This is a genomic window from Acidobacteriota bacterium (assembly GCA_039028635.1).
In the GTDB taxonomy this organism is placed as follows: domain Bacteria; phylum Acidobacteriota; class Thermoanaerobaculia; order Multivoradales; family JBCCEF01; genus JBCCEF01.
The window spans coordinates 1-21,743 of sequence record JBCCHV010000074.1 but is presented as its reverse complement, the minus strand read 5'-3'; the positions used below and the strand labels follow the sequence as shown (position 1 = coordinate 21,743).

10 protein-coding genes are annotated in these 21,743 nt (G+C 65.9%); 5 read left to right on the top strand and 5 right to left on the bottom strand.

All coding sequences use genetic code 11. From position 1 onward, the window contains the following. Positions 1–37: 37 nt before the first annotated feature. Positions 38–673, top strand: a complete 636-nt coding sequence (gene pdxH / locus AAF604_22310; GenBank protein ID MEM7052416.1) for a pyridoxamine 5'-phosphate oxidase — start codon at positions 38–40, stop codon at positions 671–673. 142 nt (positions 674–815) lie between these two features. Here the strand turns inward: pdxH and AAF604_22305 are convergent, their stop codons facing one another. The 3 genes from AAF604_22305 to sppA all read right to left on the bottom strand — a co-directional run bounded on the left by AAF604_22305 (position 816) and on the right by sppA (position 5,141). Further along, the gene (locus tag AAF604_22305) at positions 816–2,114 is read right to left on the bottom strand and encodes a prolyl oligopeptidase family serine peptidase (GenBank protein ID MEM7052415.1); all 1,299 of its coding nucleotides are present in this window, start codon (positions 2,112–2,114) and stop codon (positions 816–818) included. Positions 2,115–2,162: 48 nt separating this feature from the next. Further along, entirely contained in the window at positions 2,163–3,263 is a 1,101-nt protein-coding gene (locus tag AAF604_22300) for a helix-turn-helix domain-containing protein (GenBank protein MEM7052414.1), read from the bottom strand. A 102-nt stretch (positions 3,264–3,365) separates the two neighbouring features. Then, positions 3,366–5,141 carry a signal peptide peptidase SppA gene (gene sppA / locus AAF604_22295; GenBank protein MEM7052413.1) on the bottom strand — a complete coding sequence of 592 codons (1,776 nt, stop codon included), beginning with the start codon at positions 5,139–5,141 and terminating at the stop codon, positions 3,366–3,368. A 303-nt stretch (positions 5,142–5,444) separates the two neighbouring features. On the opposite strand from sppA, the gene AAF604_22290 reads away from it, so the two are divergent. After that, on the top strand, positions 5,445–7,394 hold the full coding sequence (locus tag AAF604_22290) for a sigma 54-interacting transcriptional regulator (GenBank protein ID MEM7052412.1): 1,950 nt from the start codon (positions 5,445–5,447) through the stop codon (positions 7,392–7,394). Positions 7,395–7,623: 229 nt separating this feature from the next. Here AAF604_22290 and AAF604_22285 read toward each other — a convergent pair whose 3' ends face one another. Then, positions 7,624–10,482, bottom strand: a complete 2,859-nt coding sequence (locus AAF604_22285) for a serine/threonine-protein kinase (protein ID MEM7052411.1) — start codon at positions 10,480–10,482, stop codon at positions 7,624–7,626. Positions 10,483–10,948: 466 nt separating this feature from the next. Here AAF604_22285 and AAF604_22280 point away from each other — a divergent pair, with 466 nt between their 5' ends. From AAF604_22280 to AAF604_22270, 3 genes are all read left to right on the top strand, one after another. Then, a complete protein-coding gene (locus tag AAF604_22280) occupies positions 10,949–17,446 on the top strand; it encodes an RHS repeat-associated core domain-containing protein (GenBank protein ID MEM7052410.1) in 6,498 nt (2,165 codons plus the stop codon). A gap of 299 nt (positions 17,447–17,745) precedes the next feature. Further along, positions 17,746–18,858 (top strand): hypothetical protein, encoded by a 1,113-nt coding sequence (locus AAF604_22275; protein MEM7052409.1) that lies wholly within the window; start codon positions 17,746–17,748, stop codon positions 18,856–18,858. A gap of 191 nt (positions 18,859–19,049) precedes the next feature. After that, a complete protein-coding gene (locus AAF604_22270) occupies positions 19,050–20,624 on the top strand; it encodes a hypothetical protein (protein ID MEM7052408.1) in 1,575 nt (524 codons plus the stop codon). Between the two features lie 94 nt (positions 20,625–20,718). Here AAF604_22270 and AAF604_22265 read toward each other — a convergent pair. After that, the coding region (locus tag AAF604_22265) for a hypothetical protein (GenBank protein MEM7052407.1) at positions 20,719–21,743 on the bottom strand (1,025 nt) is incomplete at its 5' end.

The window sequence follows — 21,743 nt, the reverse complement described above, 5'->3', positions numbered from 1 at the left end:
GCGCTCGCGGGCAGGGACCGGCGGGTAGAATCGCGCCATGAGCGACTTGGCGAACCTGCGGCAGGAATACGATGGCGAGCTCACCGAAGAGCAGCTTTGTGCCGACCCCGTGGAGCAGTTCCAGCGTTGGTTCGAAGCCGCTCGCGAGGCGGGCCTCGGGGACCCCAACGCCATGACCCTGGCGACCGCCGATGGTGCCGGCCGGCCCTCGGCGCGGGTGGTGCTCCTCAAGGGGTGCGACCAGCGCGGCTTCGTCTTCTACACCAACTACGACAGCGCCAAGGGGCGAGAGCTGGCGGTCAATCCGGAGGCGGCCCTGGTCTTCTTCTGGCAGCCGCTGCATCGCCAGGTGCGGATCAGCGGTCGGATCGAGAAGATCTCTCCGGAAGAGTCCGACGTCTACTTCGACAGTCGTCCTCGCGGCTCCCGCCTGGGCGCCGTTGCCTCGCCCCAGAGCGCCGTCATCGCCGATCGCGCCGAGCTCGAAGAGCGCTGGCGCCGGGCCGAAAACGAAGTCGGTGACGGCGATCCGAAACGCCCCGCCCACTGGGGCGGCTATCGCCTGCGGCCGCGCCAGATCGAGTTCTGGCAGGGCCGCCGCAGCCGCCTGCACGATCGCCTGCGCTATTGCCGCCAGGGAGAGACCTGGCGAGTCGAGCGACTAGCTCCCTAGCAGGCTGCTGAAAAACTCGTCGGCAGGCTGTTACCGGGCCCGAGAGGGCCCGGCGGCGGCAAGAGCCGCCGAGTTCGGGGCCCCTGAGACAGACAGCTAGCAGCGTTGGAAAGGAAGCGAAGCGGACTTTTTCAGCAACCCCCTAGCGGACGCACTGCGGATCCGATAGGCCGCGCTCCGCGAGCCAGCTGTCGATGCGGTCCCAGAAGCCGGGGGCGAAGCGGGCTCGCGGCGAGGGCATGTCGAGCATGAAGTCGTGTCCGACGTCGGGGATGACCACCAGCTCATGGTCCGATCCCGGGGAGCGAGAGAAGGTCGCGCTGAGGGCGGAGTGGCTCGATACCAGGGGGACGTTCTGGTCCTCCTCGCCCAGAAACCAGAGCACGGCACCGGCATAGCGCTCGAGGTGGGGCGGTGCCGAGACCGGCATGTTCTGGCCGGCCCAGCGCCACCAGCGCTGGCTCCAGCGCTGGCTGATCGGGCCCTCGCCGAAGGCGGTGCGATACCAGTCCTCGCCGAGCCAGGGGGCGACCAGGGGATCGGTGCTGGCAAGGGTTTCACCGGCGATGGCGCGGCGATAGATCTGACGTGAGAGCTGGAGCGCCTTGTCGAGATCCTTGCCTGCGAGGCCCTCGGCCCGCAGCTCCTGGCGGCGCTCGTAGAGGTGGGTCTCGAGTTCCGAGACGCCGGGGCCGGCGCGCACGATCAGGAAGGCCGTTTCCGGATGTTGGGCGGCCACCATCGAGCCGGTCCAGCCGCCCTGGCTCGAGCCCATGATGCCGACGCGCTGGCGATCGATGCCCGGCTGGGCGGCGGCCCAGGTCAACAGGGCCGAGGCGTCGTCGGCGATCTCTTCCAGATCCTGCTCCTGCCAACCGGCGGCGAGCGGATCGGCGTCGCGCTTGTCGAAGCTCGCCACCGCCATGCCGCGAGACAGGAAGAAGGTGGAGAAGATGCTGTTGTGTCGCGTGTTGCGGCCCGAGCCGGCGATCGAGACCACCAGCGGGCGCGGGCCGCCCGGGCAGAGCGGAAGGCTCAAGGACACGGCGAGCTCGCCGCCGTCGACCTCGAGGGTGGCGTCGAGGCGCTCGAGCCGCGGCGCCCGCCGGCCCTGTAGGACCTTGCCGTCCTCTTCCAGGGTGATGGCCTGGTAGCCGTCTGCGTCGAGCTGCGAGAACTCGAGGACGGCGCCGGGGCGCAGGACGGAGACGAAACGAGTCGCCGAAGTGCGGTCGTAGATCAGGCCGCCGATGGCAGGCTCGAGGGGGTCACCGAAGCCCCACAGAGCCCTTTCGCCTTCTTCGAGGAGGCCGCCCTGGAACAGCTCGCCGCCATCGAGCCGGAAGACACCGTAGTAGGTCCAGGGGTCGACGGGTGCGTCGTCACCGCAGAGCGGGACGGCGAGGAGCAAGCAGAGAAGTAGTGACAGTCGCAGGCCCATGACGAATTCTCCTGAGTTCGATCGCTCACCGGGAGTCGGTGCCGCGTTTCAGGAATGCTGGTGGTCGTGGGGTGTGGTGTCGTCTCGTTCGGGCGATTGAGACCCCGAGCCAGCGCTGTGCCGTCGCCGGTACTCGCTGGGGCTGACGGCGTAGCGCTGACGGAACAGGCGATAGAAGGTCGCTTTGCTCTGGAAACCGGCGTCGAAGGCGAGGTCGAGAACCTTGCGCTGCCGCTGGGAAGAGTCGGCGAGGCTGGCGGCGATGGTCTCGAGACGAAGCTCGTTGAGGTACTGGTAGAAGGTCTTGCCGAGCTCTTGGTTGAAGACCTCCGAAAGGTGGTGTTGCGAGGTCCCCAGGGTTGTGGCGAGGCGGCCGAGGTTGAGCTCGGGGTCGCGCGCCAGGCCCTCGTCGCGCAGATGGCGCTCGAGCTCAGCGGCGAGAAATCGGCGTCGGCCGCGGGGCAGGACGGAGCGCGGCTCGCCGGCGTCGAGGAGATCGCGGCGGAAGATCACCAGGGCCGCGGCGGCGTAGAGGAAGGCCGCCAGGATCAAGCTCGACAACGAATCCGGATCGGGGCCATGGGGAAAGCCCGCCAGGTGCAGAAACAGCACCGCGTAGATCAGACCGGCGGTGCAGCCGAAGACGACATAGCCGCGGCGCAGCCAACGGGCACCGTCGGCCAGCACCAGGGTGCGGTACCCCCAAGCGATGTAGAACAGCAGGAAGGCCGCCTTGAAGATCACCAAGGGCAGCATCCAGTCGGGAGTCGGGGCGGCGAGAAAGGCGAGCTTGGCCGCTGCGGAGCTGAGGTAGAAGGGCAGGCCGAGGAGGGTCAGCAGGGCGAAGGGAGCGAAGTGCAGGGCCTGGCTTCCCAGGGAGGTCCGGCGGCGGCCGACGGCGCGGGCGAAGAGCAGCAGCAGGGGACCGATGACGAGCTCGCCACCGATTGCCAGGCAGATGGCGTGGGGGAGCTCGTCGTAGAGTCCCGCGCGGTCGATCAGCTCCTCGCTGATCACTGCCGTGAACACCATCACCAGGAGGGCGAGGCGTCGCGTCGCCGTGCGGTTGCGGGTGCTCAGCAGCGACAGGGAGGTGGCGAGAAAAAGGCCTTGGACGACCCCGACGGAGAGCAGAACGGTCCAGATCATGGGGCTGGCACGCTGGCGTTGGACTTTGCGTCGTGCCTCGAAAGGAAAACGGCCGAGCCTCGGGCGGAAGCTCGGCCGTCTCGGTTCGGGAGCCGATGAGGTCTAGAAGTCGGTGATCAGCTCGACATCCGGCATCATCAGCACGCCGCGCTGCTCTTCGAGGACGCCGACCTGCTCGGCGAAGCGGGCCAGCGGGCGCAGCGACTCGAGGGTGCTGACCATGACGGCGCGGGCCGCCTTCTCGCTGTTGTCGGGACCCTCATCCTGATTGAACAGCATTTCGAAGGGCGTCTTCTGGCGCGGGAACTCCTTCAGGCGGAGGGTGGCGTCGGCGTCGACCTCGATCGCTTCCCGCACCAGATCGAGGGCGACCTGGAAGCCGCCGAGGCGGTCGACGAGGCCGATCTCGATGGCGTCTTCGCCGCTCCAGATGCGGCCCTTGGCGATCTCCTGCACACGCTCGACGGGCAGGCCGCGGCCCTCGGCGACCTTGGAGGTGAAGTCGACGTAGATGCGATCGAGGGCGTCCTGGAGCCGCTGCCACTCGGCTTCGGTGTAGTCCTCGGTGGCGAGGTACATGGTGGAGTTGGCGCTGGTCTGCACCTGGTCATAGGTGATGCCGACCTTGCCCCACATGCCGGAGGTCACCAGCTTGCCGGCGAAGACGCCGATGGAGCCGGTGATGGTGCCCGGCTGGGCGACGATCTTGTCAGCCGCCATGGCGATGAAGTAGCCGCCGGAAGCGGCGACGTTGGACATCGAGACGATCACCGGCTTGCCGGCTTCCTTGGCGCGGATGGTCTCGTGCCAGACGCTGTCGGAGGCGACATAGGAGCCGCCGGGGCAGTCGACGCGCAGCAGAATCGCCCGCACGTCGTCGTCGTCGATGGCGGCGCGGATCGCCCGCGCCATCGAGTCGCCGCCGAGGGAGGAGGCGCCGGTCAAGGGGTTGGTGGCGCTGTCGCCGCGCTGGATTCCGCCGACGCCGTAGATCAGGGCCACCGTGTCGCCCTTGTCATAGAGATCTTCAGCGCGTTGGGCATAGCGCTCGAAAAAGAGCAGCTCGGCGTCCTCGCCAGCGATCTCTTTGGCGCGGTCATAGACCTGGTCGCGGTAGAGCAGCCCGTCCACCAGGCCGGCGTCGACCGCCTCCTGGCCGAAGAAGGGACCGCGGTCGATGGTGGCCCGCAGCTCGTCATCGCTCATTCCGCGGGCCTCGGCGATGCCGTTCAGCATCTGGCCGAAGATCGACTCCATGAGGGCGCCCAGAGCTTCCCGATGTGGCTCCGTGAAGGCGGTCTCGGTGAGCGAGTTCATGGCGTTCTTGTACTCGTAGCGGTGATCCATCTGGGCGTCGACCTCGAGCTTGTCGAGGGTGCCCGAGATGAACTGGGACTGCAGCACGAGGCCGGTCAAGCCGATATCGCCGGAAGGCTGAATGTAGACCTCGTCGAAGGCCGAAGCCAGGAAGTAGGCACCGTTGCCGGGACCGAACTCGCCGAAGGTGTCGGTGTAAGCGACGGCGGTCTTGCCGGCGGCCCGGAAGGCGAGGATGGCGTCGCGCACTTCTTGCACGTCGGCGATGCCGCCGATCGAACCGACGCGCGCCACGATGCCGGCGACGCGATCGTCCTGGGTGGCCGCTTCCAGGGTCTCGAGGAGCTTGAAGAAGCGCATCTGATCATCGGCGAAGAGGGAGCCGATGGGATCCTGCGGTGCCTGCTCGGGGTAGGCTTTGGCGAGGTTGACCTCGAGTACCGTCGCCTTCGGAACATTGCCCTTGGAGCTCTGGGTGAAGGCCCAGATGCCCAGCCCGACGGCCGCCAGGAGCACCAATCCAAGAATCAAGAAAAGGCCGACTTTGGCCGCGGTTTTCATACTCGGGAACCTCCTTCGAAATCTCCGCTCGATCCCCTGCAAGGGGCGCAGGGTGCGCTGAATTCTAGCTCTAAATGTTGGGTTGGGGCTTCCGGCACCGAGCTTCGGCCCCGCAGCGGCTTCTCGAAGAGGGTACGTTTGGAACGGAGGGATGTTCCCGGAGGCGGCGGCCGGCGGCGAATTTCGCTCGGTGGAAGGTTGGCAAGATCCCTGCAGAGACGGGCGCTATAGTGACGATGCCCGACCCCTGGCCGCTGCGCCGTCGGGGTTGCTCGTGGAAATTTGCGATGAGGAGTCCTCCCTGTGGAGACCGGCGACCCCCGAGAACAGTCCGACGGTGACGACCAGCTCGCCGCCAACCTTGGCTTTCGTCTGCGCGGCGTGGTGGCGGGCCGAGAGCGCGTTTTCCCCCTCAAGATCGGCGCCAACGTCATCGGCCGAGCGCCGGAAAGTGACGTGCCCCTGTCGGTGAAGGGGGTCTCCCAGCGCCACGCTCTGCTCACCGTCGATCCCGCCGGCGTCTGGCTCAACGACCTCGAGAGCAAGAACGGTAGCTTCGTCAACGGTGCACGGGTCACCACCGTCGATCTGCGGTCCGGCGACGAGCTCTGGTTCGGGGGAGCCGAGCTCAGCCTCGAGCCCGTCGACAGTCTCGATTCGGAGCTGGCGGTGGATCTGACGCCGGCGGCGGAGTCGTCGGTCCAGGAGGTCTTCGAAGAGGTCACCCCGACGCGGCGGAACTGGCTCGACGGCCGCCTCGTCGGACGCTGGTTCGCGGCCCTCGATGCCCTGCTCGAGTCGGAGGATCAGGCCGGCGGGCTGGAGAGCGTGCTGGTGCGGGTGGTCTCGCGGGTGGGGGTGAGGGCTGGTGCGGTGCTGCGGCTGGGCGATCGCGAGGCCATCGTTCTCGCCGCTTGCGGCGAGCTCGACGCCGGCCTCGAAGGCCGGATCGAAGAGTGGCTGGCGTCCTCCGAGGCCAGCGGCCTGCGCTTTGCGACCCTCGCCGTGGCGCAGCAGGAGCCGCTCACCATGGCCGCCTGGTCGGAGCCCGACCGTCCGGCGGTGGTGCTCGTTCTGTGCGGCGACTTTCCGGCCCGCGCCGACAGTCAGCCGTTGCTGATCACCCTGCTGCGCCTGATGGTGCGGAACTTCGTGTCGGCCGAATTCGCGCTGCCGGCGGCCCTCGGCCAGCTGCGCCCAGAGCTCGAGTTTCCGCCCGGTTATGTGCCCGGTATCTCGGCGACGATTCGCGAGCTGCATCGCCAGATGGAGCCCCTCGTCGGGCGGGATCTGCCGGTGCTGGTCAACGGCGAGACCGGCGCCGGCAAGGAGTGGATCGCGCGCATTCTGCATCTGTCGTCGGGCCGTCGCCGCGGCCCCTTCGTCGCCCTCAACTGTGCCGCCGTGCCGGCGGAGCTTCTCGAAGCCGAGCTCTTCGGCATCGGAGAGCGGGTGGCGACCGGCGTCCGCGCCCGTCGCGGGCGCTTTCTCCAAGCGCAGGGGGGCACGTTGCTGCTCGATGAGATCGGAGACTTGCCGGCGGCCCTGCAGCCCAAGCTCCTGCGGGCTCTCGAAGCGCGCGAGGTGCATCCCGTCGGCGGCGAGCCGGTGGCCTTCGACGTGCGCATCATCGCCGCCACCAACGCCGACCTGTTGGCCTTGGTCGACGCGCAGCAGTTCCGGGCCGATCTCTACTACCGCCTCGCCGGGGTGCAGTTGCGAGTGCCGCCGCTGCGCCAGCGGCGGGACGACATTCCGATTCTGGTCGAGCACTTCTTGCGCCAGATTTCCCAGGACATCGGCAAGCCGATTCGGGGACTGACGGTCAAGGCACTGCGCCGGCTGATGGCCTATCCCTGGCCCGGGAACATCCGCGAGCTGGTCCACGAAGTGCGTCGTCTGGTCTATGTCTGCTCCGAAGGCGAGGCCATCGAGAGCTCACTCCTCGCCGACCACATCCGGGCCGATTCCGGAGGACCGTCCAGGCCCGGCGAGGATCCGGTGACCGCCTCTCCGGACTCGAGCCCCGGCGAGTCGAAGCCCGAGCTCGAGTCCTGGCTCGCCACCGCCGACGACCTCAACCTGCAGGCCCTCGAGTGCGCCGCCCTCGCCGAGGCCCTACGGCGTAGCGGTGGCAACCAGGTGAAGGCGGGCCGCTTCCTGGGCCTCTCCAGGATGGCGGTGCGGCGGCGTATCGACCGCTGCCGAGAGCTCGGCCACGCCGTCGAGGACGCTCCCCCCGACGATCCCTGACGGGGGGCGCGAAGACCGCAGGCTCGTCGCAGGTTGCTGAAAAAGATCGAGTCCAGGGTTTCAGGTCGGCACGGAGCCCCGAGCCCAACGGGCGAGGCAGCGGCAGAGCCGCTGAGGACGGGGGTGAGAGCGAACGACATGTGCGTTCGCTCGAGGGGGGCGCCTCTAGCCCCCCTGAGAAAACAGCAGGCGCTGAAGAAGTCGCAAACGCGACTTTTTCAGCAGCCTGCTAATGGGCCCGCGCCACCAGCCAGAGGGCGATCTGTCGGCCTAGGCGGCGGCTGGCGGCGCTGCCGCTGGCCGGGAGGTCTTCGGAAGCATCCCGGGCGAGGCGAATGGCTCGTTCAGGGCTGTCCTTCTCGACCGCTTGAGCCAGCAGAAAGCGAGTTTCGGCACTGAGAGCCGGCAGCTCGTTACACAGGGTCGCCTGCTCGAGGGCCTGTTCGAGATAGAGCCGGGCGTCCGCCGAGCGGCCGCTGCGCAGGTCGGCCTCCGCCAGGGCGACGAAGAGGGCGATGCGCTGGTTGACCGGTCGCTGCGACTTGGCCTCGGTGGATCTAAGCCAGTCTGCCTCGAGCACGGCCCGGGCGGCCTGGTGGTCGCCCCGTTGCAGGAGAAGACGTCCGCGGAGCAAGGAGGCCGTGATCAGGGCCGGGCTCTCCGGCGGTAGCCCCGAAGCGAGCTCGGTGGCGCGCTTGAGATGGCTCTCGGCGCGTTCGGGGTCGAGCTGCAGCAACATCGAGTCGGCGAAGTCGAGCTCGAGCTGGATGGAAAGGGGATGGCGGAGCCCGAGCTGGGAAACCAATCGGCGAGTCTCTGCGAGAACCCGAGCCGCTTCGACCGGCCGATCGAGGGCGTTGAGTAGCTCGGCCTCGACGATGCGCGGATAGGCCAGGTAGGGGTGATCGGGGCCGTAAGCTCCGGCGAGCACATCGGCGGCCTGCTGAACGTAGGGCAACGCCTCCCGGAAGCAGCCCGTACCGGCCACTCGCCCGGCCAGATTGACCAGTGAGTTGGCGAGCAGCGGGTTGGTGCCGCCGTAGGACTGCTCTTTGCTGCGCAGGGCCTGTTTCAAGAAGCGGATCGCGTCTCCGTCGTCTTCGGCGACGAGGGCGAGATTGTTGAGGATCTCCGCCAGCACGGCATTGTCGGCGCCGTGGGCGGCGCTGCCGAAGCGCAGTGCTTTCTGCCAGTGGCCTTCGGCGGATTCGGACTGTCCGCAGCTCCAGGCCAGCAGGCCGAGGCTGGAATGCACCAGGAAGCGCTCTTCGTCGCGCTCCGGTCCGAGGCCGGCGAGAGCCGTTTCGGCGAAACGGCCCCACCACTTGCCACGCTCCGATTCCCCCTGGTTGAAGCCCGTGAATTCGGCGAGCTTGCCGAGGAGAATGACCACCAACGGCCGGTCGCCGCCGGCGAGGGCGTTGGCGAGGGCGAGCTCCAAGGTCGAGACGCCGGCCGTCGCATCGCCACCCACGATCAACTGCACCTGACCCTGCAGATGGCGGGCTCGAGCCTGCAGTGGGGCATAGCCCAGGGCGTCGGCTTGCTCGACGATGGATGCGATCAGCTCTTCGTCGACTCCCCGGCGCATGCGGAACAGGACCGTCTGACGGGCCGTTTGGGCTTCGAGCTGCTCGAGCTGGCGGCGCCGCGCGGCGTCCTGCGGCAGCGCTGCCACCAGGGTTCGTTCGGCGTCCGCTTCGCAGGCCGCGATGCGCGACAGGCTCTGGCTGGCTCGCACCGCGTTGGGAAGGACCTCCTCACCGCCGTCGATCAGGAGGTCGGTGAGGGCGCGCGCTTCCTCCCGTCGACGCTCGAGGCAGAGCATGCGGAGGTCGAGCATGCGTTCCGACTGCACGCCGTGAATCCGCGTCGCCATACAGGCCTCGCGGTGGGTCTCGATCCACTGCGAGCGATAGCGATCGAGGATCGGTACGACGCGCTCCGCGGTTTCCATCGCCAGGGGCGACCCGATGGTGGAGAAGGCGTGGGTCAGCGTCTGTCGCTTCTCGGCGTCCCAGATGCCGACGAAGCGCTCTTCGCTATCGGCGCAGAGGGGGGGCGGACTATGCCCCGGCAGCAGCCAGGGAAGCGAACCGAGGGCTACGGCGAGGGTGCCGGCCATGGCGACCCAGGGCCAGCGGCGGTTCCAGGACTTGGTCGATTGCGACAGAGCCTCGACCAACTCGGACATCGAGGCGTAGCGGCTGGTGGGATCGTCTTGCAGACCGCGAAAGACCACCTTTCGGAGGCGGGCCGGAACCGTTTCTCCGGCACCGGTGGCGCGGTCCGTCGCCTGGCGCTCGTCGCCGCCACCGGACTCATCCCTGGGATGGAGGCCGAAGAGGGCAACGTAGAGGGCGACACAGAAGCTGTACTGGTCCGAGAGCTCGTCCGCCGCTCGGCCCGAGGCGAGCTCCGGCGCCATGTAGGCCGGGGTTCCCAAGGCATCGTCGCTATCACCCGCTGCGGAATGCGACGAGGCCGCCTCCGAGGGACTCGTGTCGCGACCGTTCGCCATCCACTTGGCGAGGCCGAAGTCGGCGATGCGAGGGCTGCCATCATCACCGACCAGGATGTTGTCCGGTTTGAGATCGCGATGTACCAGGCCGTGTTCATGGGCCGTCGCCAGGCCCCGTCCAACCCCCAAGAACAGGTGGACGATCTGTCGCCAACTCGGTTGCTGCTCGAGTAGCCAGCGACGCAAGCTGAGGCTGGATACGAGCTCCATGGCGAAGAAGACGCTTTCGCCGTGAAAGCCGACGTCGTAGACCCGAACGATATTGGGGTGGGAAAGCTTGGCGAGGGCGCGAGCTTCCTGCAGCAGGCGCTGCTGCTCGATCTTCGAGGCGCGGTCCCTGCGCACCAGCTTGAGGGCCACCTTGCGGTCGAGGTCCGGGTCATAGGCCGCGTATACGGAGCCCATACCGCCGGAACCGAGGTGCGAGAGCACGGAGTAGCGACCGACCCCATCGGCTTGCCGAAGCGGTTCGGTCGAGGGGCGCTGCGGAGGCGCCGGTCGGAGCCGAGGAACGACGGTTTCCGTCGGGTCCTGCCGCGGATCTCGAAGGTTCGATTCGTCGCCCATGTTGCTCCTCTTACGCGGAAGCTTCGGTTTGTGTTCTCGAGGATTCTATGCTCCCACCCGCGGCAACGTCGCGACATCAGGAACTGCCTCGAAGGCGTTCGCCGCCAGGGCTCCGGAGCGGGGCTCGGCCTGGCGTGGCTGCACGAATTCGTGCGCCGTTCCGCTCGGGATCGTGCATCTGACGCCCTGGCTTTCGTTTCCGCCTGGATTAGACGGTGGGGGGAACCGAATCCCTGTATCGGGCTTGCGGCGAGCTCGAAACCTATGAGTTCCGGCTCCCGGGAGCAACCCTGGACGGCAGCCCGGGAAGCTGCATCGCCGCACCTCGAGCACTGGCCCCCTGCTTGCAGTGCCCCCTTTTCATGGATTTGTGGATACACCGGAGCACGCGCTGGGATCGCCGCGCGCCGGATCGCTATCGACTTTGCACGCACCGTCTTCAAATCTCTTGGAAAGGGAATCCTCCATGAATCGATCAGTCATCAAGGCTCGAACCGTCTGGACCTTGAGCCTGTTGTTCCTTCTTTCTATAGCGACGCCGGGCTTCGCGCGTTTCCTCGTGGAATCGGACGTAGAAGCTTCATCCGTCGGTTTCGACGGTGGTCCCCGGGGAGCGCTTTGGCTTGCGGACAGCTTCGGCGTCCGGAAAGTCGATTCGGCAACCGGTGAGCCGCTCCTGACCATCCCTGTCGAGGCGACGGTTCGGGCAGTGGCCGTGGATGAGGATCGGCAGCGGGTGTGGCTCTATGACGGTGACTCCCTCGCAGTCCATGACTTCGCCGGCGAGCTGCTGCGCCGGCTGGAAGTCGCGGCCGAGGCCAAAGGGTCGGCGGCTCTCTCGGTGGTGTCGGAGGATGGCTCCATCTGGTTGGCCGCGAACCAGAGGCTGCTCGGCATCAGCTTCGAAGGTCAGATCTTGAGAGAGATCCGCCTGCCCGAGGCGATCACCGACCTCGCCACCGATCGCGAGCATTCGCTGCTTTGGTTGGCCCATGGCGAGGCGGTGAGTGCCTACGACGTCACCACCGGGCTCGAGGTGCGCACTCTTCGCCGCCCCGGGACGGTGGTCGATCTCGATGTGGCCACGGGACCGGACCGGTTGTGGCTGGCCCGCGCTGACGGCCTCTATCGCCATGACCGCGGTGGGCACGAGCTCTTCGAAGCTCCCGTCGCGGGATTGACGGCGGTGGTCGGCGATGACCGGGGCGGTCTGTGGCTGGCCTCCGGGGACCGCTTGCAGCACCTCGATGTGGCCGGTGACCAGCGTGCCTTCACGAGTCCCTTCGGCGAGGACTCGACCATCGATCGCCTGTTGTTCGATGCGGCCCACCGCGCCGTCTGGGTGCTCAGCGGCGGCCAGCTGGCAAAGCTGAGCGCCAGTGGGGAGGTGCTGGCTCGGAGCAATCTCGAGCCGGGAGCGAAGGTCCATGCGTGGGCCCTCGCGGCCGGTTCGCCGGACCGCGTTTCGCCGCTCCTCGAGCTGCGGCAGGAAACCTCGAAGACCGGCGATTCGGTCCTCGAGATCGGCTTCCGAGATTTCGCTTCGGGCGTCGATTCCGCAAGCCTCGAGATGCAGGCCGATGGCGAATCTACGGGAGTCTTCGCTTGCACGCTCGGAGCCCACGGGGGCCGTTGCCTGGCGACCTCACCGCTGTCGGACGGCAGCGAGATCGAGGTGCTGATTCGCGATCACCTGGGCAACCCGCAGCGGGCCTCGCTGCAGTGGCGGGGAGCGGGAAGAGAACCCGGGGGCGATCCCGAGGTGCCCGCTGCCGGTGCTGACGATTCCGGCGAGCCTCAGAACATCGTCGGCCGGACCGCCAGCCTGGCCGGCGAGAGAGTTCCGTCGCTGCGCGGCTACGTGCCCAATCAGCCGTTCTTGTCGGACGGCGAGATCGAAGCCATCAACGCCGCCAGCGGCAACGTCAACATCAGTATTCCACTCGGGCAGGAGTACGCCGTCGGGCCGCACCTGCGCTATCAACTGCGGGTCACCCACAACTCCGATGCCTGGGCCCACTCCACCGTGTTCTGTTCCAACGGCGGCTGTGCGGTGCCGCAAACCCTGGTCGGCATTCCGCAGCGGGGCAGCAACGCCGGCCTCGGTTGGGAGCTCCACCTCGGGCAGCTCTACCCGCCGGAGAAGCCCGACGGGCTCTATGAGCTCGACGCTCAGACCTGGCCCAACCAGGCCGACGATGAGTTCAGCACCGATGCCAATAGCTGGCTCTACGTCTCACCCGGCGGCACCTCCCACTCGCTTCACACGCTGCCCGGCCGAGTCAACTCGAGCGGCGGCCGGCCGGTGCGCTACTCGAAGGACGGTAGCCACCTACGGATGCGCCAGATCGATGCCGACACGGTGATCGTCGAGCATCCCAGCGGCGTGATCTCGGAGTTCGAGCAGTCGAACCAGTCCCTCGGCACCCTCGGCTGCGGCGGCGGCGTCACCGGCTGCTGGCGCTTCCGGGAGCAGCGCGACTACTACGGCAACCGCTTTACGGTCGATTACGAAGCGACGGCCGATGGTGAGCTCTGGACCCTTTCGGACAGCACTGGCCGCTCCCACTCCATCGTCTTCAAGACCGACGATCAGTCCCGCCGCGGCAACGACGCCAGCTCGGACAACAAGCTGCGCCTCGGCAATGGCGACGAGCTCGGCGATCTCCTGCGAGTGCTCGATCGGGTGGTGGTGGCTGCCAGCGCTGGCCGACAGGCCGAGTACAAGTTCGAGTACCTGACCAAGCTCGTCCAGCGGACGACTCCCCATGATCCCAATGGCACCCTCGGATCGGCAGCCCGCACGATGCGGGTTCCGGTGTTGAAGAAGATCGTCGTTCCCGAGACCCGGCCCTATCGCTTCACCTACTACTACGGCTACCTGAAGAGTGGCCGCATCAAAGAGATCACCCTCCCCACCTTGGGGAAGTACGCCTACGACTACCGGGCATGGCGATTCCCGACGGCCTGCATCTACACCACGACCAACGATGACGTCGAGGCCGATTACGATCGCTACGGCATTTCCCTCAAACAGCACAAGATCGGCAACGACGTGGTGGCGACCTGGAACTACTCCAGCTCGATCCATCCGACGGTGGCGAATGGTGACCTCTACGGGCCGACCTGCAAGCGAGCCCAATACCGACGGACGCAGATCGACAGCCCGACCGTCGACAATCGCTTCACCCGCCGTGAGCTCTTCAATGCGGTGACCCAGGGGCCGCAAATGCCGTCGGCGAGCGATCCCATCGGTGCCTGGCAGATCACCGACCACGGCCTGCCCTTCGACAAGGGACAGCGCATCGGAACTGGTGATGCCGACTACCTTTTCCTCTCGGAACGGGTGAGCGATTGCGTCGCCGGCAACTGTACCGCCCAGCGCGAGAAATACGTTCGATATGCCATGGAGCGTCGGCCGTGTACGGCGCAGAACCAGTACCGCGATGCGCCGGGCTGCTGGCAGGTGGATCCGGTGCTAGTGCGCGAGCGCACCATCTTCAAAGACGACGCCGATCGCTGGCTGGAGAGGAAGAACACCTACCACACCGGTGCCGGGCAAACTCAGAACGCCTTCACCCTCGACGATTTCACCGGTGTCGTGAGGACCGTCGAGCACCGCACCGAATACACCGCCGGTGCCGGGACGGCGCGGCCCGAGAGCTCGACCACCGGCTACATCAACATGGGAACTCCGAGCACCTATCTGCCGGGGGTGAGCTCACGGTGGATCCTGACCCCATACTCCAGCAAGACGTTGATCGACAATGGCCGCACCTACGTGACGTCCTACCGCTTCGACAGCGGCGGCGTGATGGACTGCATGCGCAAGCGACGCTATGCCGGCATCGACCATGCGACGGATGTGGTCACCAAGTATGTCCTCGGGACCGACGAAGGCGTCAACGCTGGGTTGGCGGTGCAAGAGATCCGCGCCGGTGGCTCGAACGGTGGTCTTGGCGGGGACGTTTGCAATGTCGATGGAACTAGCGGAACCAACAAGTTCACCTTCAACCACGGCTATCAATCGTTGGTTCGCTCGAGCACTCAGATTGGCGACTTCCCCTATCGCTATCGCGCCGACATCGATCGCAATACGGGGCTGCCAGTGGAGACCTTCAATCCGTCGGATCAGGGCACGATCTTCGTCTACGACCTCCTCGGCCGCACCACCCGGGTGGCTCCCGTCGATGGCCAGGGCGAAGCCGACACCTGGCTGACTTATCACAGCCCCAGCGACGTCCCGCCGAGCGTCACCATCGAGCGCAAGGTCGGCAACGATGTCTTCAGCTCAGGGCTCTTGGTCTACGACCACTTCGGGCGTCTACGGCGCGAGATCCAGAGCATCCCGACCAGCGAGACGACCTCGGCGGAGTCGGAGCAGGAGACCAAGTACGACGTCCTCGGCCGGGTGACGGCGGTCTCGACGGTGCAGCAGAAAAGCCACGTCAACAGCGACCAGAATGCGACTCGCTACGCTGGCTACGACCCCTTCGGCCGACCGAGTCTGATCACTAGGCCGGACGGTACCCAGGAGGTGCGTGCCTACCAGGGAGTTCGACTCAGCACGTCGACGGTGAACATTCAGACCGAGACGGACGGAACGTCGGCCGAGACCACGACCAGCATCTCCGACGGTCTCGGCCGTCAGGTGCATCGCTACCACGACGAGTACGAGGAGATCTTTCGCTACGACCCCCACGGCAACGTCGTCGAGTCGGAGCGGCGGCCGCGCGGCGAGGTTCTCGGCCAGAAGCGCCAGTTCGGTTGGGACAACCGTGAGCTGTTGATCTGGGAGAAGCACCCCGAGATCGGCTCGACGGCCTCGAACGGCACCATCTCTTTCTTTCCGGATGTACTGGGCAATACCCTCAGCCACTTCGACGGCCAGCATCGCTTGACCCACGAGTACGACGGCGACGGACGCCTGGTGCGGGTCAAGGAAGGCGAGCGCCTGTGGGAGGAGTTCACCTGGTCCAACAGCAACGACGGTAGCAACTACAGCCGCGGCAAGATGGTGCAGGCGATTCGCCACAACTATCCGCCGCCGGGGCTCGATTGGGCGGTGGTCGAAGACTACGAGTACCGGGGACGCCTCGGCAAGATGAGCCGGCGCACCACCCAGTTGCGCTTCCCCGACAACGCCGTCGATGCCGATCGCTACGCCCACACCTTCGAGCAGGGCTGGGAGTACGACGCCCTCGGCAATGTGGTGTCGATCGACTATCCGGGCTGCATCACGACGCCTCAAAACAACCGCCAGTACTGCAACGATGACGCCGATCAGCAGCCGTTGTCGCACACCGTCACTCGCACCTACAACCAGGGCGTGCCCGTCAAGATCAGCACCAACCGGGGCATCTCTGCGGACTATCAGTACCACTGGAACTACCAGCTCAAGCGCATCGACTACTCGAACCAGGCTTATACCAGCCTGGCTCAAGGGACGCGCGGCATGCAGCGGCCGGCGGGAATCTCGCACTATGCCTTTGGGGGTCAGCAGATCTTCGCCAGCGGTACTTATCAGTATGACGGTGCCGGCAACATCGCGGCGATCGGCGAGGACCGCTATGTCTACGACGCCGCCAGCCGACTGGTGCGGGGAACGGCCGGCTCAGCGAACCGCTGGGAAGCCTATACCTACGATTACAAAGACAACCTGACGGCGGTCGAGCGCGACGGTGGTGCGCCAGCGGTATTCAACATCAGCGCCAAGAATCGGCTGGTCGGCAACGCCGGCAGCGAGCCGGATACGATCTACGACGCCTCCGGCAACATCGACCGTGTCGGACCGCCGGAGAACCCGCTCTTCGACCTCGAGCACGACAGCTTGAACATGGTGTCGACGGTGGCCACCCAGTATCCGGCGCCGGCGGAGGAGTATCACGCCTACGGTCCCGGCAACTACCGCCTGCTGACCTACAACGCCAGCACCGGCGAGCGTTTCTGGACCCTGCGCGATCAGGATGGCAAGGTTTTACGGGAGCATCGCGTCACCGGCTGGGGGCATTACCGCAATGCCTCTCAGCCGGGGGAGCGCTGGGAGTTCACAAAGGACCACGTCTACGGTCCTGATGGCACCCTGGCGACGCGCAGCGGTGCCGGCGTCCTGCGCTTTTTCCACAACGATCACCTGCAGTCGCCGCGAGTGATCACCCACGTCTTCGGCCGGGAGGTCGGGCGCCATACCTACTATCCCTACGGCGGCGAGGCCTTCTCCACCGGAGAGGATGAGCGCGTCGCCAAGTTCACCGGCCACGAGCTCGATCGCCACGGCGCCAGCTACTACATGCTGGCGAGGACCTACGTGCCGATCTACTACCGCTTCGCCAGCGTCGATCCGGCCCGCGATGGCTGGAATCTGTACGGCTATGCGAATGGCAATCCGATTCGATACTCGGATCCGACGGGGCTGTCGGCGGACAACCCCCCGGTGGTGTCAGTGCCCAACGCGGCCGGTGGCGTCAACATTGCGGCGCTCGTCGGCAGAGGGAGCCTGGGAGCTGATGAGGATGTTGGCTCACCAGGTCTGACCCCGGATCAAGGAAGGCAGCTCGTTGAAATCGCTGCCTTGATCCTCGGAATGACGAGCGCTCACGCGGCTGTTGCTTCGAGACTCTACAAAGGTGCTCAGGTCGCAACCAGAGCCTCCGCGGTCGGAGACTTTGCAACCATGGGTGGCACGGGTCTGGGCATTGGCGCCTTTGGCGAGCGAATGGCGGATCGTTTCGTTCCAGACAACTCGATGGTGGTGCGGGTTCAGGAGCGACCCGCTTCCGACTTCGCGGACTCGCGCCCGGCCGTTCTGCGATTCGCCGAACGGCAGTATCGCGAGACGAATCGCGCTCAAGGATCGAGAACCCCGCAAGGTTGGAGGCTCAACCGTGAGCGGGCTGCCCAGAAAGCCGGTCAGAAGCGCAGACAGATCGAGCGAACGCTGCGCGACAAGGGGCTCATCGACTAGGTCCCGGAATTCTTCGATCGACTGATCTTCGCCGATCTTGCCTGGCGAAGGATGCATCTCTTGCCGGGCAAATGCGAGGCATCCGTCGATCGATCATTCAGTCCTCCCATCCAGCCGGAGCATGTTCGCCGCTCCGGCTGTCTTTTTCTAATTCCCGGAAGCTCGACCGAGTGCCGATCTCGGCGTTCGAAACCTTTCCGGTTCTTGATTTGAGCTCAGCTCCAGGAGTGAGCTCGGGGAGCCGTGCGCTCACTGACTTGCTCGCCTATTACCACTCGCACTTCAACAGGAGACTTGCCATGATAGTCAGGAGATTGCTGTGTTCGATCACGATCGCCCTGGGGGCCATTGTGCTGGTTTCGACTTCGGCCCAGGGGGCCTGCATCACGGGAGGATCCGCCAGCAAGATTTCGAGCGCCCTCGCCGCGAGCGGCGTCGCCGAGCTCTGCCAGGGGGCCGTGTTCACGGTCACCACGCCGATCAACATGACCAGGAACAACTCGCGGATCTTCACCACTGGTTTTCCGACCAACGATGCCCAGAAGGCCCGCATCGAGGTCGGCAATGGGGCGAGCTTCAACTCGCCGGTGATCCAGGCCCGTAAGCCCGGGGCCCAGATCCGCAACGTCGTCGTCGACGGGCGATATCAGGTTTTGGGGCACGTCCATTACCGGTCGTTGATCGCCATCACCGGCAGGAACGGGAGGCTCGAGAACACCACCCTGCTTAACTCTTCCGGACTTTCCTTTGTCGATGCGGCGACGGACCCGAGTTGCTCGGGACTGCGGATCGTGCGCAACAACATCAACGGATCAGGCGACCACACCGCCCATGCCCAGTGGACGGACGGCATCGACGTCAGCTGTGACAACTCCTATATCGCTCACAACACGGTGCTCGACGCGACGGACGGCGGTATCACGATTTTCGAGAGCCGCAACACGGTGGTGGAGCACAACTGGGTGGCGAATGCCAATCGCTCGGCGTTCAGCGGCATCATCGCGGCGACTGCCCTGGGAACCGACTTCACCGGCACCGTGATTCGCAACAATCTGGTGCAGACCTGCTGCGGTCAGCATCTCCACGTCGCTCTTTCGGTGGGCGCCCATCTGTGGTGTGACGACGTCGGCCAGAACCCCGATTGCCAGGTCGGCAACGGTGTTTCCTTCCTCAACAACAGCGGCAGCGGGACCTTTGGCTTCGGCCTGGTGGTCGAGGGCATGACCAACGCCACGGTCCAGGGGAACAACCTCAATGTGACTCCCTGGTCGGGGCAGAACTGCCGGGTTCCCGGAGGCAACAACTACTACGTCGTCGATCTGCGGCCCGGCCATGCCTCGGGCTCCCTCCAACCGGGCTACTCCAATCGCACCAATTTGCACTGGCCCTGTATCGGGCCGACGAACCAGTAGCCGCGATCGCCGAGGCGGTCATTGGGTGATTTTCCTACGGCTGCTCTGGGCCGATGGCCCCGGGCAGCTTCTTCGTCGCGATTCACTCGCGCGATGTGAGAAGCGAGATAATTGTCAAGAATCTGGGGAGGTTTGAGATGCAATCCACGGGAAGACTTCAAAACTCACGAGCTGTTGCTTGGGCGGTGGCCTTGCTCATCGGAATTTTCGCGGCCCAAGGCGCTGCCTGGGCGCAGACGCCATCCGAAGGCAGCCCGGCCCATATCGAGATCCGTACTCTCCGCAACCAGCTCAAGCGGGTCGCCAGTGCCATCGCGGCCGGCGACCTCGAGAACCAGTACCGAGTCGAAAATGTCGTCCGGGACATCCGGCGGGCCCGGGCTTCGGTGGACAAGGTCCGCGCCAAGGACCCCGACTTCGACATCTCGAGCGAGATCGCCGAGCTCGAGAAGCTCGAGCAGAAGGTCGATGGCGGCGTGTCGGAGCTGAATCAGGAAGAAAATCTCGGGAAGCTCTTCCTTCAGAAAACCCATCTGTTCAGCAAGCTGACCATCGATCACGGATTCCATGGCAACTACGATTTCCGCCGGCGCGGTGCCGACTATCTCGGCGTCGCTCAGCAGTTCGATACCACTGCTCTGCGAGCCAAGATTCGGGAAGCCTCGGCCTACGCCGAAGGCACTTTCTACGAGCTGAAGAGCATTCGCCAGTTTCTCGAGGTCGAGTATCCAGAATTCGCCGAAGGCCGGCTCAAGCCGGTGGTCGATCGCCACATCGAGGAAGCCTATGGCCAACTCGACGATCAACCGGCGGCGGCCCTCGACTACGCCCGGGCGGCGGTCCAGGTGAGTGATGCGGTGCTGGCGGTGTTGCCCGGCAACTCGACCTACACCAGACTTCGCAGCGACGCCGGGAAGGCGCTGCAGGCGGCCGAGGTGAAAGTGCAGAAGGATGTGTTGACCAGTCCCTTCCACCGCCAGCATCAGCGCCGGATCGTCTTTGCCAATCGGCCGATCGCGGTGGGGGGTGAGGGTTCGGCCGGGATCAAGGACCGTTTCCTTGTCGGCGAGACCATCCATGCCCGGGCCTACCTCGATCGCAAGCTCAAGGGCTTGTCTCGCGCCACCGAGGCGCGCATCGAGGTCTATCTCGACGACAACCGGATCTACAGCGAGAAGTGGTACCTGCCGAGTGCGCGGGGCGAGGACAGCAGTCTCGATCTCGAAATCATCCCGGCCCCGGCTCTGCGCCGCCATCGCCACGGTGTCGCCATCACCTCCGGGCTGGTCGCCATGTCGCCCCGCAATCACCGGCTGAGGGTGGTGCTGAAGGGGGGACCCGGCAGCAGCGAATGGGCCGTCGGCGAGCTCGAGCTCGATGGCTCGGCCGGTGTCGCCGCGTTGGCCCGGCAATCGCGGGTCCTCAATGATCAGCTCTTGGCGGAGGTCGAGCTACCGAAGGCCGCGATGAGGAATGCCCGCCTCGAGCAGGAGATGGTCCGGCTCGCCGGCCAGCGCCTGTCGGCTCCCTGGAGCGTCGATCGGGTGATCATTCGTGATCGCGACTGGCGGATCGATCGCCACCCGGCGACGGGGGTGATCGTTCGGCGTCTTCTCAGCACCTGGGTGGTGATGCGCAGTCCGGATCGCTGTCGCATGATCTCGATGTCCTTCGCCCAGGCCTCCCAGGGAGGCTCGTCCTACGGTCGCACCGAGGACTACGGCGTCGGCGAGTCGAAGGACATTGGCTGCGACAAGCTGCGCTGATCGCCGAAGCGGATCCTCGCCCTCGGTGGGCGAGCTCGAAACCGGATCTTTGGTGAGCGGGGCCTCGGCCGAGGCCCCGCCGGAAGGGCCAGCCTCAGTTGCTCTTGAGGCCGCACGGAGACGGGACGTAGAGCGGCGCCACGGTCTGGTTGATCAGGCCACCTTCCTCGAACAGCGTCCAGGTGCTGCCCGGCAGGTCGTAGGCCCAGTAAAGCCATCCCGAGAAACCGAAGGCGCAGCTCTCGAGCTGCAGGGAGCGCATCGCCGCGGCGCCGGCCAGGATGTTGGCGTGGCGGTTTTTGAGGGCGCCGTACTCGCCCAGCATCGCCGGCGTCGCCGGATCGAGGTCGGACCACTCGGAGGATGCCAGATCGTCCTCGAGGGGGACCCCGAAGCCGGGATAAATGTGAAGGTCGATGAAGGACAGGGCGGTCGACTGGGACAGGACCGCCGGACGCACCGGGAAGCGCCCGTCTTCGCCAGCAGGCGGGATCGGCAGCAAGCCGTTCGGGCCTTCCGGTTTGCCGGAGGCGGTGTAGGTGAACATTCCGATGGTCACCATCGCGTCGGGGTCGCGGGAGCGGATCGCGTCGACCATGGTATCGGTGTAGAGGATGGTGTTTTCGTCGGCGGCGAGCTGGCGCTCGATCGGGTCCGACATGTCATAGGTCTTGCCGTTGGCTGTCGTCACCTCGAGGGTCAGGGAGGAGAACGGCAGCTTGCGTCCCTGGTAGACCAGCTCGTTGACCAGCTGGTAGGCGAAGATGCTGGTCAGGAACTCGGAGCCGACCCGAGCCTGCAGGGCATCGATGAAGTCCTCGAGATAGGCCTTCTTGGCGGCGATGTGACCGGGAGCGAGGTAGTGAGAGTTCATGCCCTCGATGTTGGGGGCCGGAGGGCTGAAGATCTCCCAGTAGTGGCGATTGAGGGGGACGCCATCGATCGATGGCAGAACGTAGAGGCGGTGCCGGGTGGCGCGCAGCAAGAAGTCGGCGAAGTGGTCGAGGTAGGCCTCGTCGAGGTGCCCGGTCTCCCAGGGCCCATTGATGCCGGTCTCGCGATTCCAGTTGCCCGGGTCGATGAAGACCCGAACGATGTTGTAGCCGAAGACCGCCATGG

Excerpts from the sequence above, each read along its gene's own strand:
- pdxH (MEM7052416.1), top strand. The coding sequence starts at position 38 with ATGAGCGACTTGGCGAACCTGCGGCAGGAATACGATGGCGAGCTCACC.
- AAF604_22305 (MEM7052415.1), bottom strand. The coding sequence starts at position 2,114 with ATGGGCCTGCGACTGTCACTACTTCTCTGCTTGCTCCTCGCCGTCCCG.
- AAF604_22300 (MEM7052414.1), bottom strand. The coding sequence starts at position 3,263 with ATGATCTGGACCGTTCTGCTCTCCGTCGGGGTCGTCCAAGGCCTTTTT.
- sppA (MEM7052413.1), bottom strand. The coding sequence starts at position 5,141 with ATGAAAACCGCGGCCAAAGTCGGCCTTTTCTTGATTCTTGGATTGGTG.
- AAF604_22285 (MEM7052411.1), bottom strand. The coding sequence starts at position 10,482 with ATGGGCGACGAATCGAACCTTCGAGATCCGCGGCAGGACCCGACGGAA.
- AAF604_22280 (MEM7052410.1), top strand. The coding sequence starts at position 10,949 with ATGAATCGATCAGTCATCAAGGCTCGAACCGTCTGGACCTTGAGCCTG.
- AAF604_22275 (MEM7052409.1), top strand. The coding sequence starts at position 17,746 with ATGATAGTCAGGAGATTGCTGTGTTCGATCACGATCGCCCTGGGGGCC.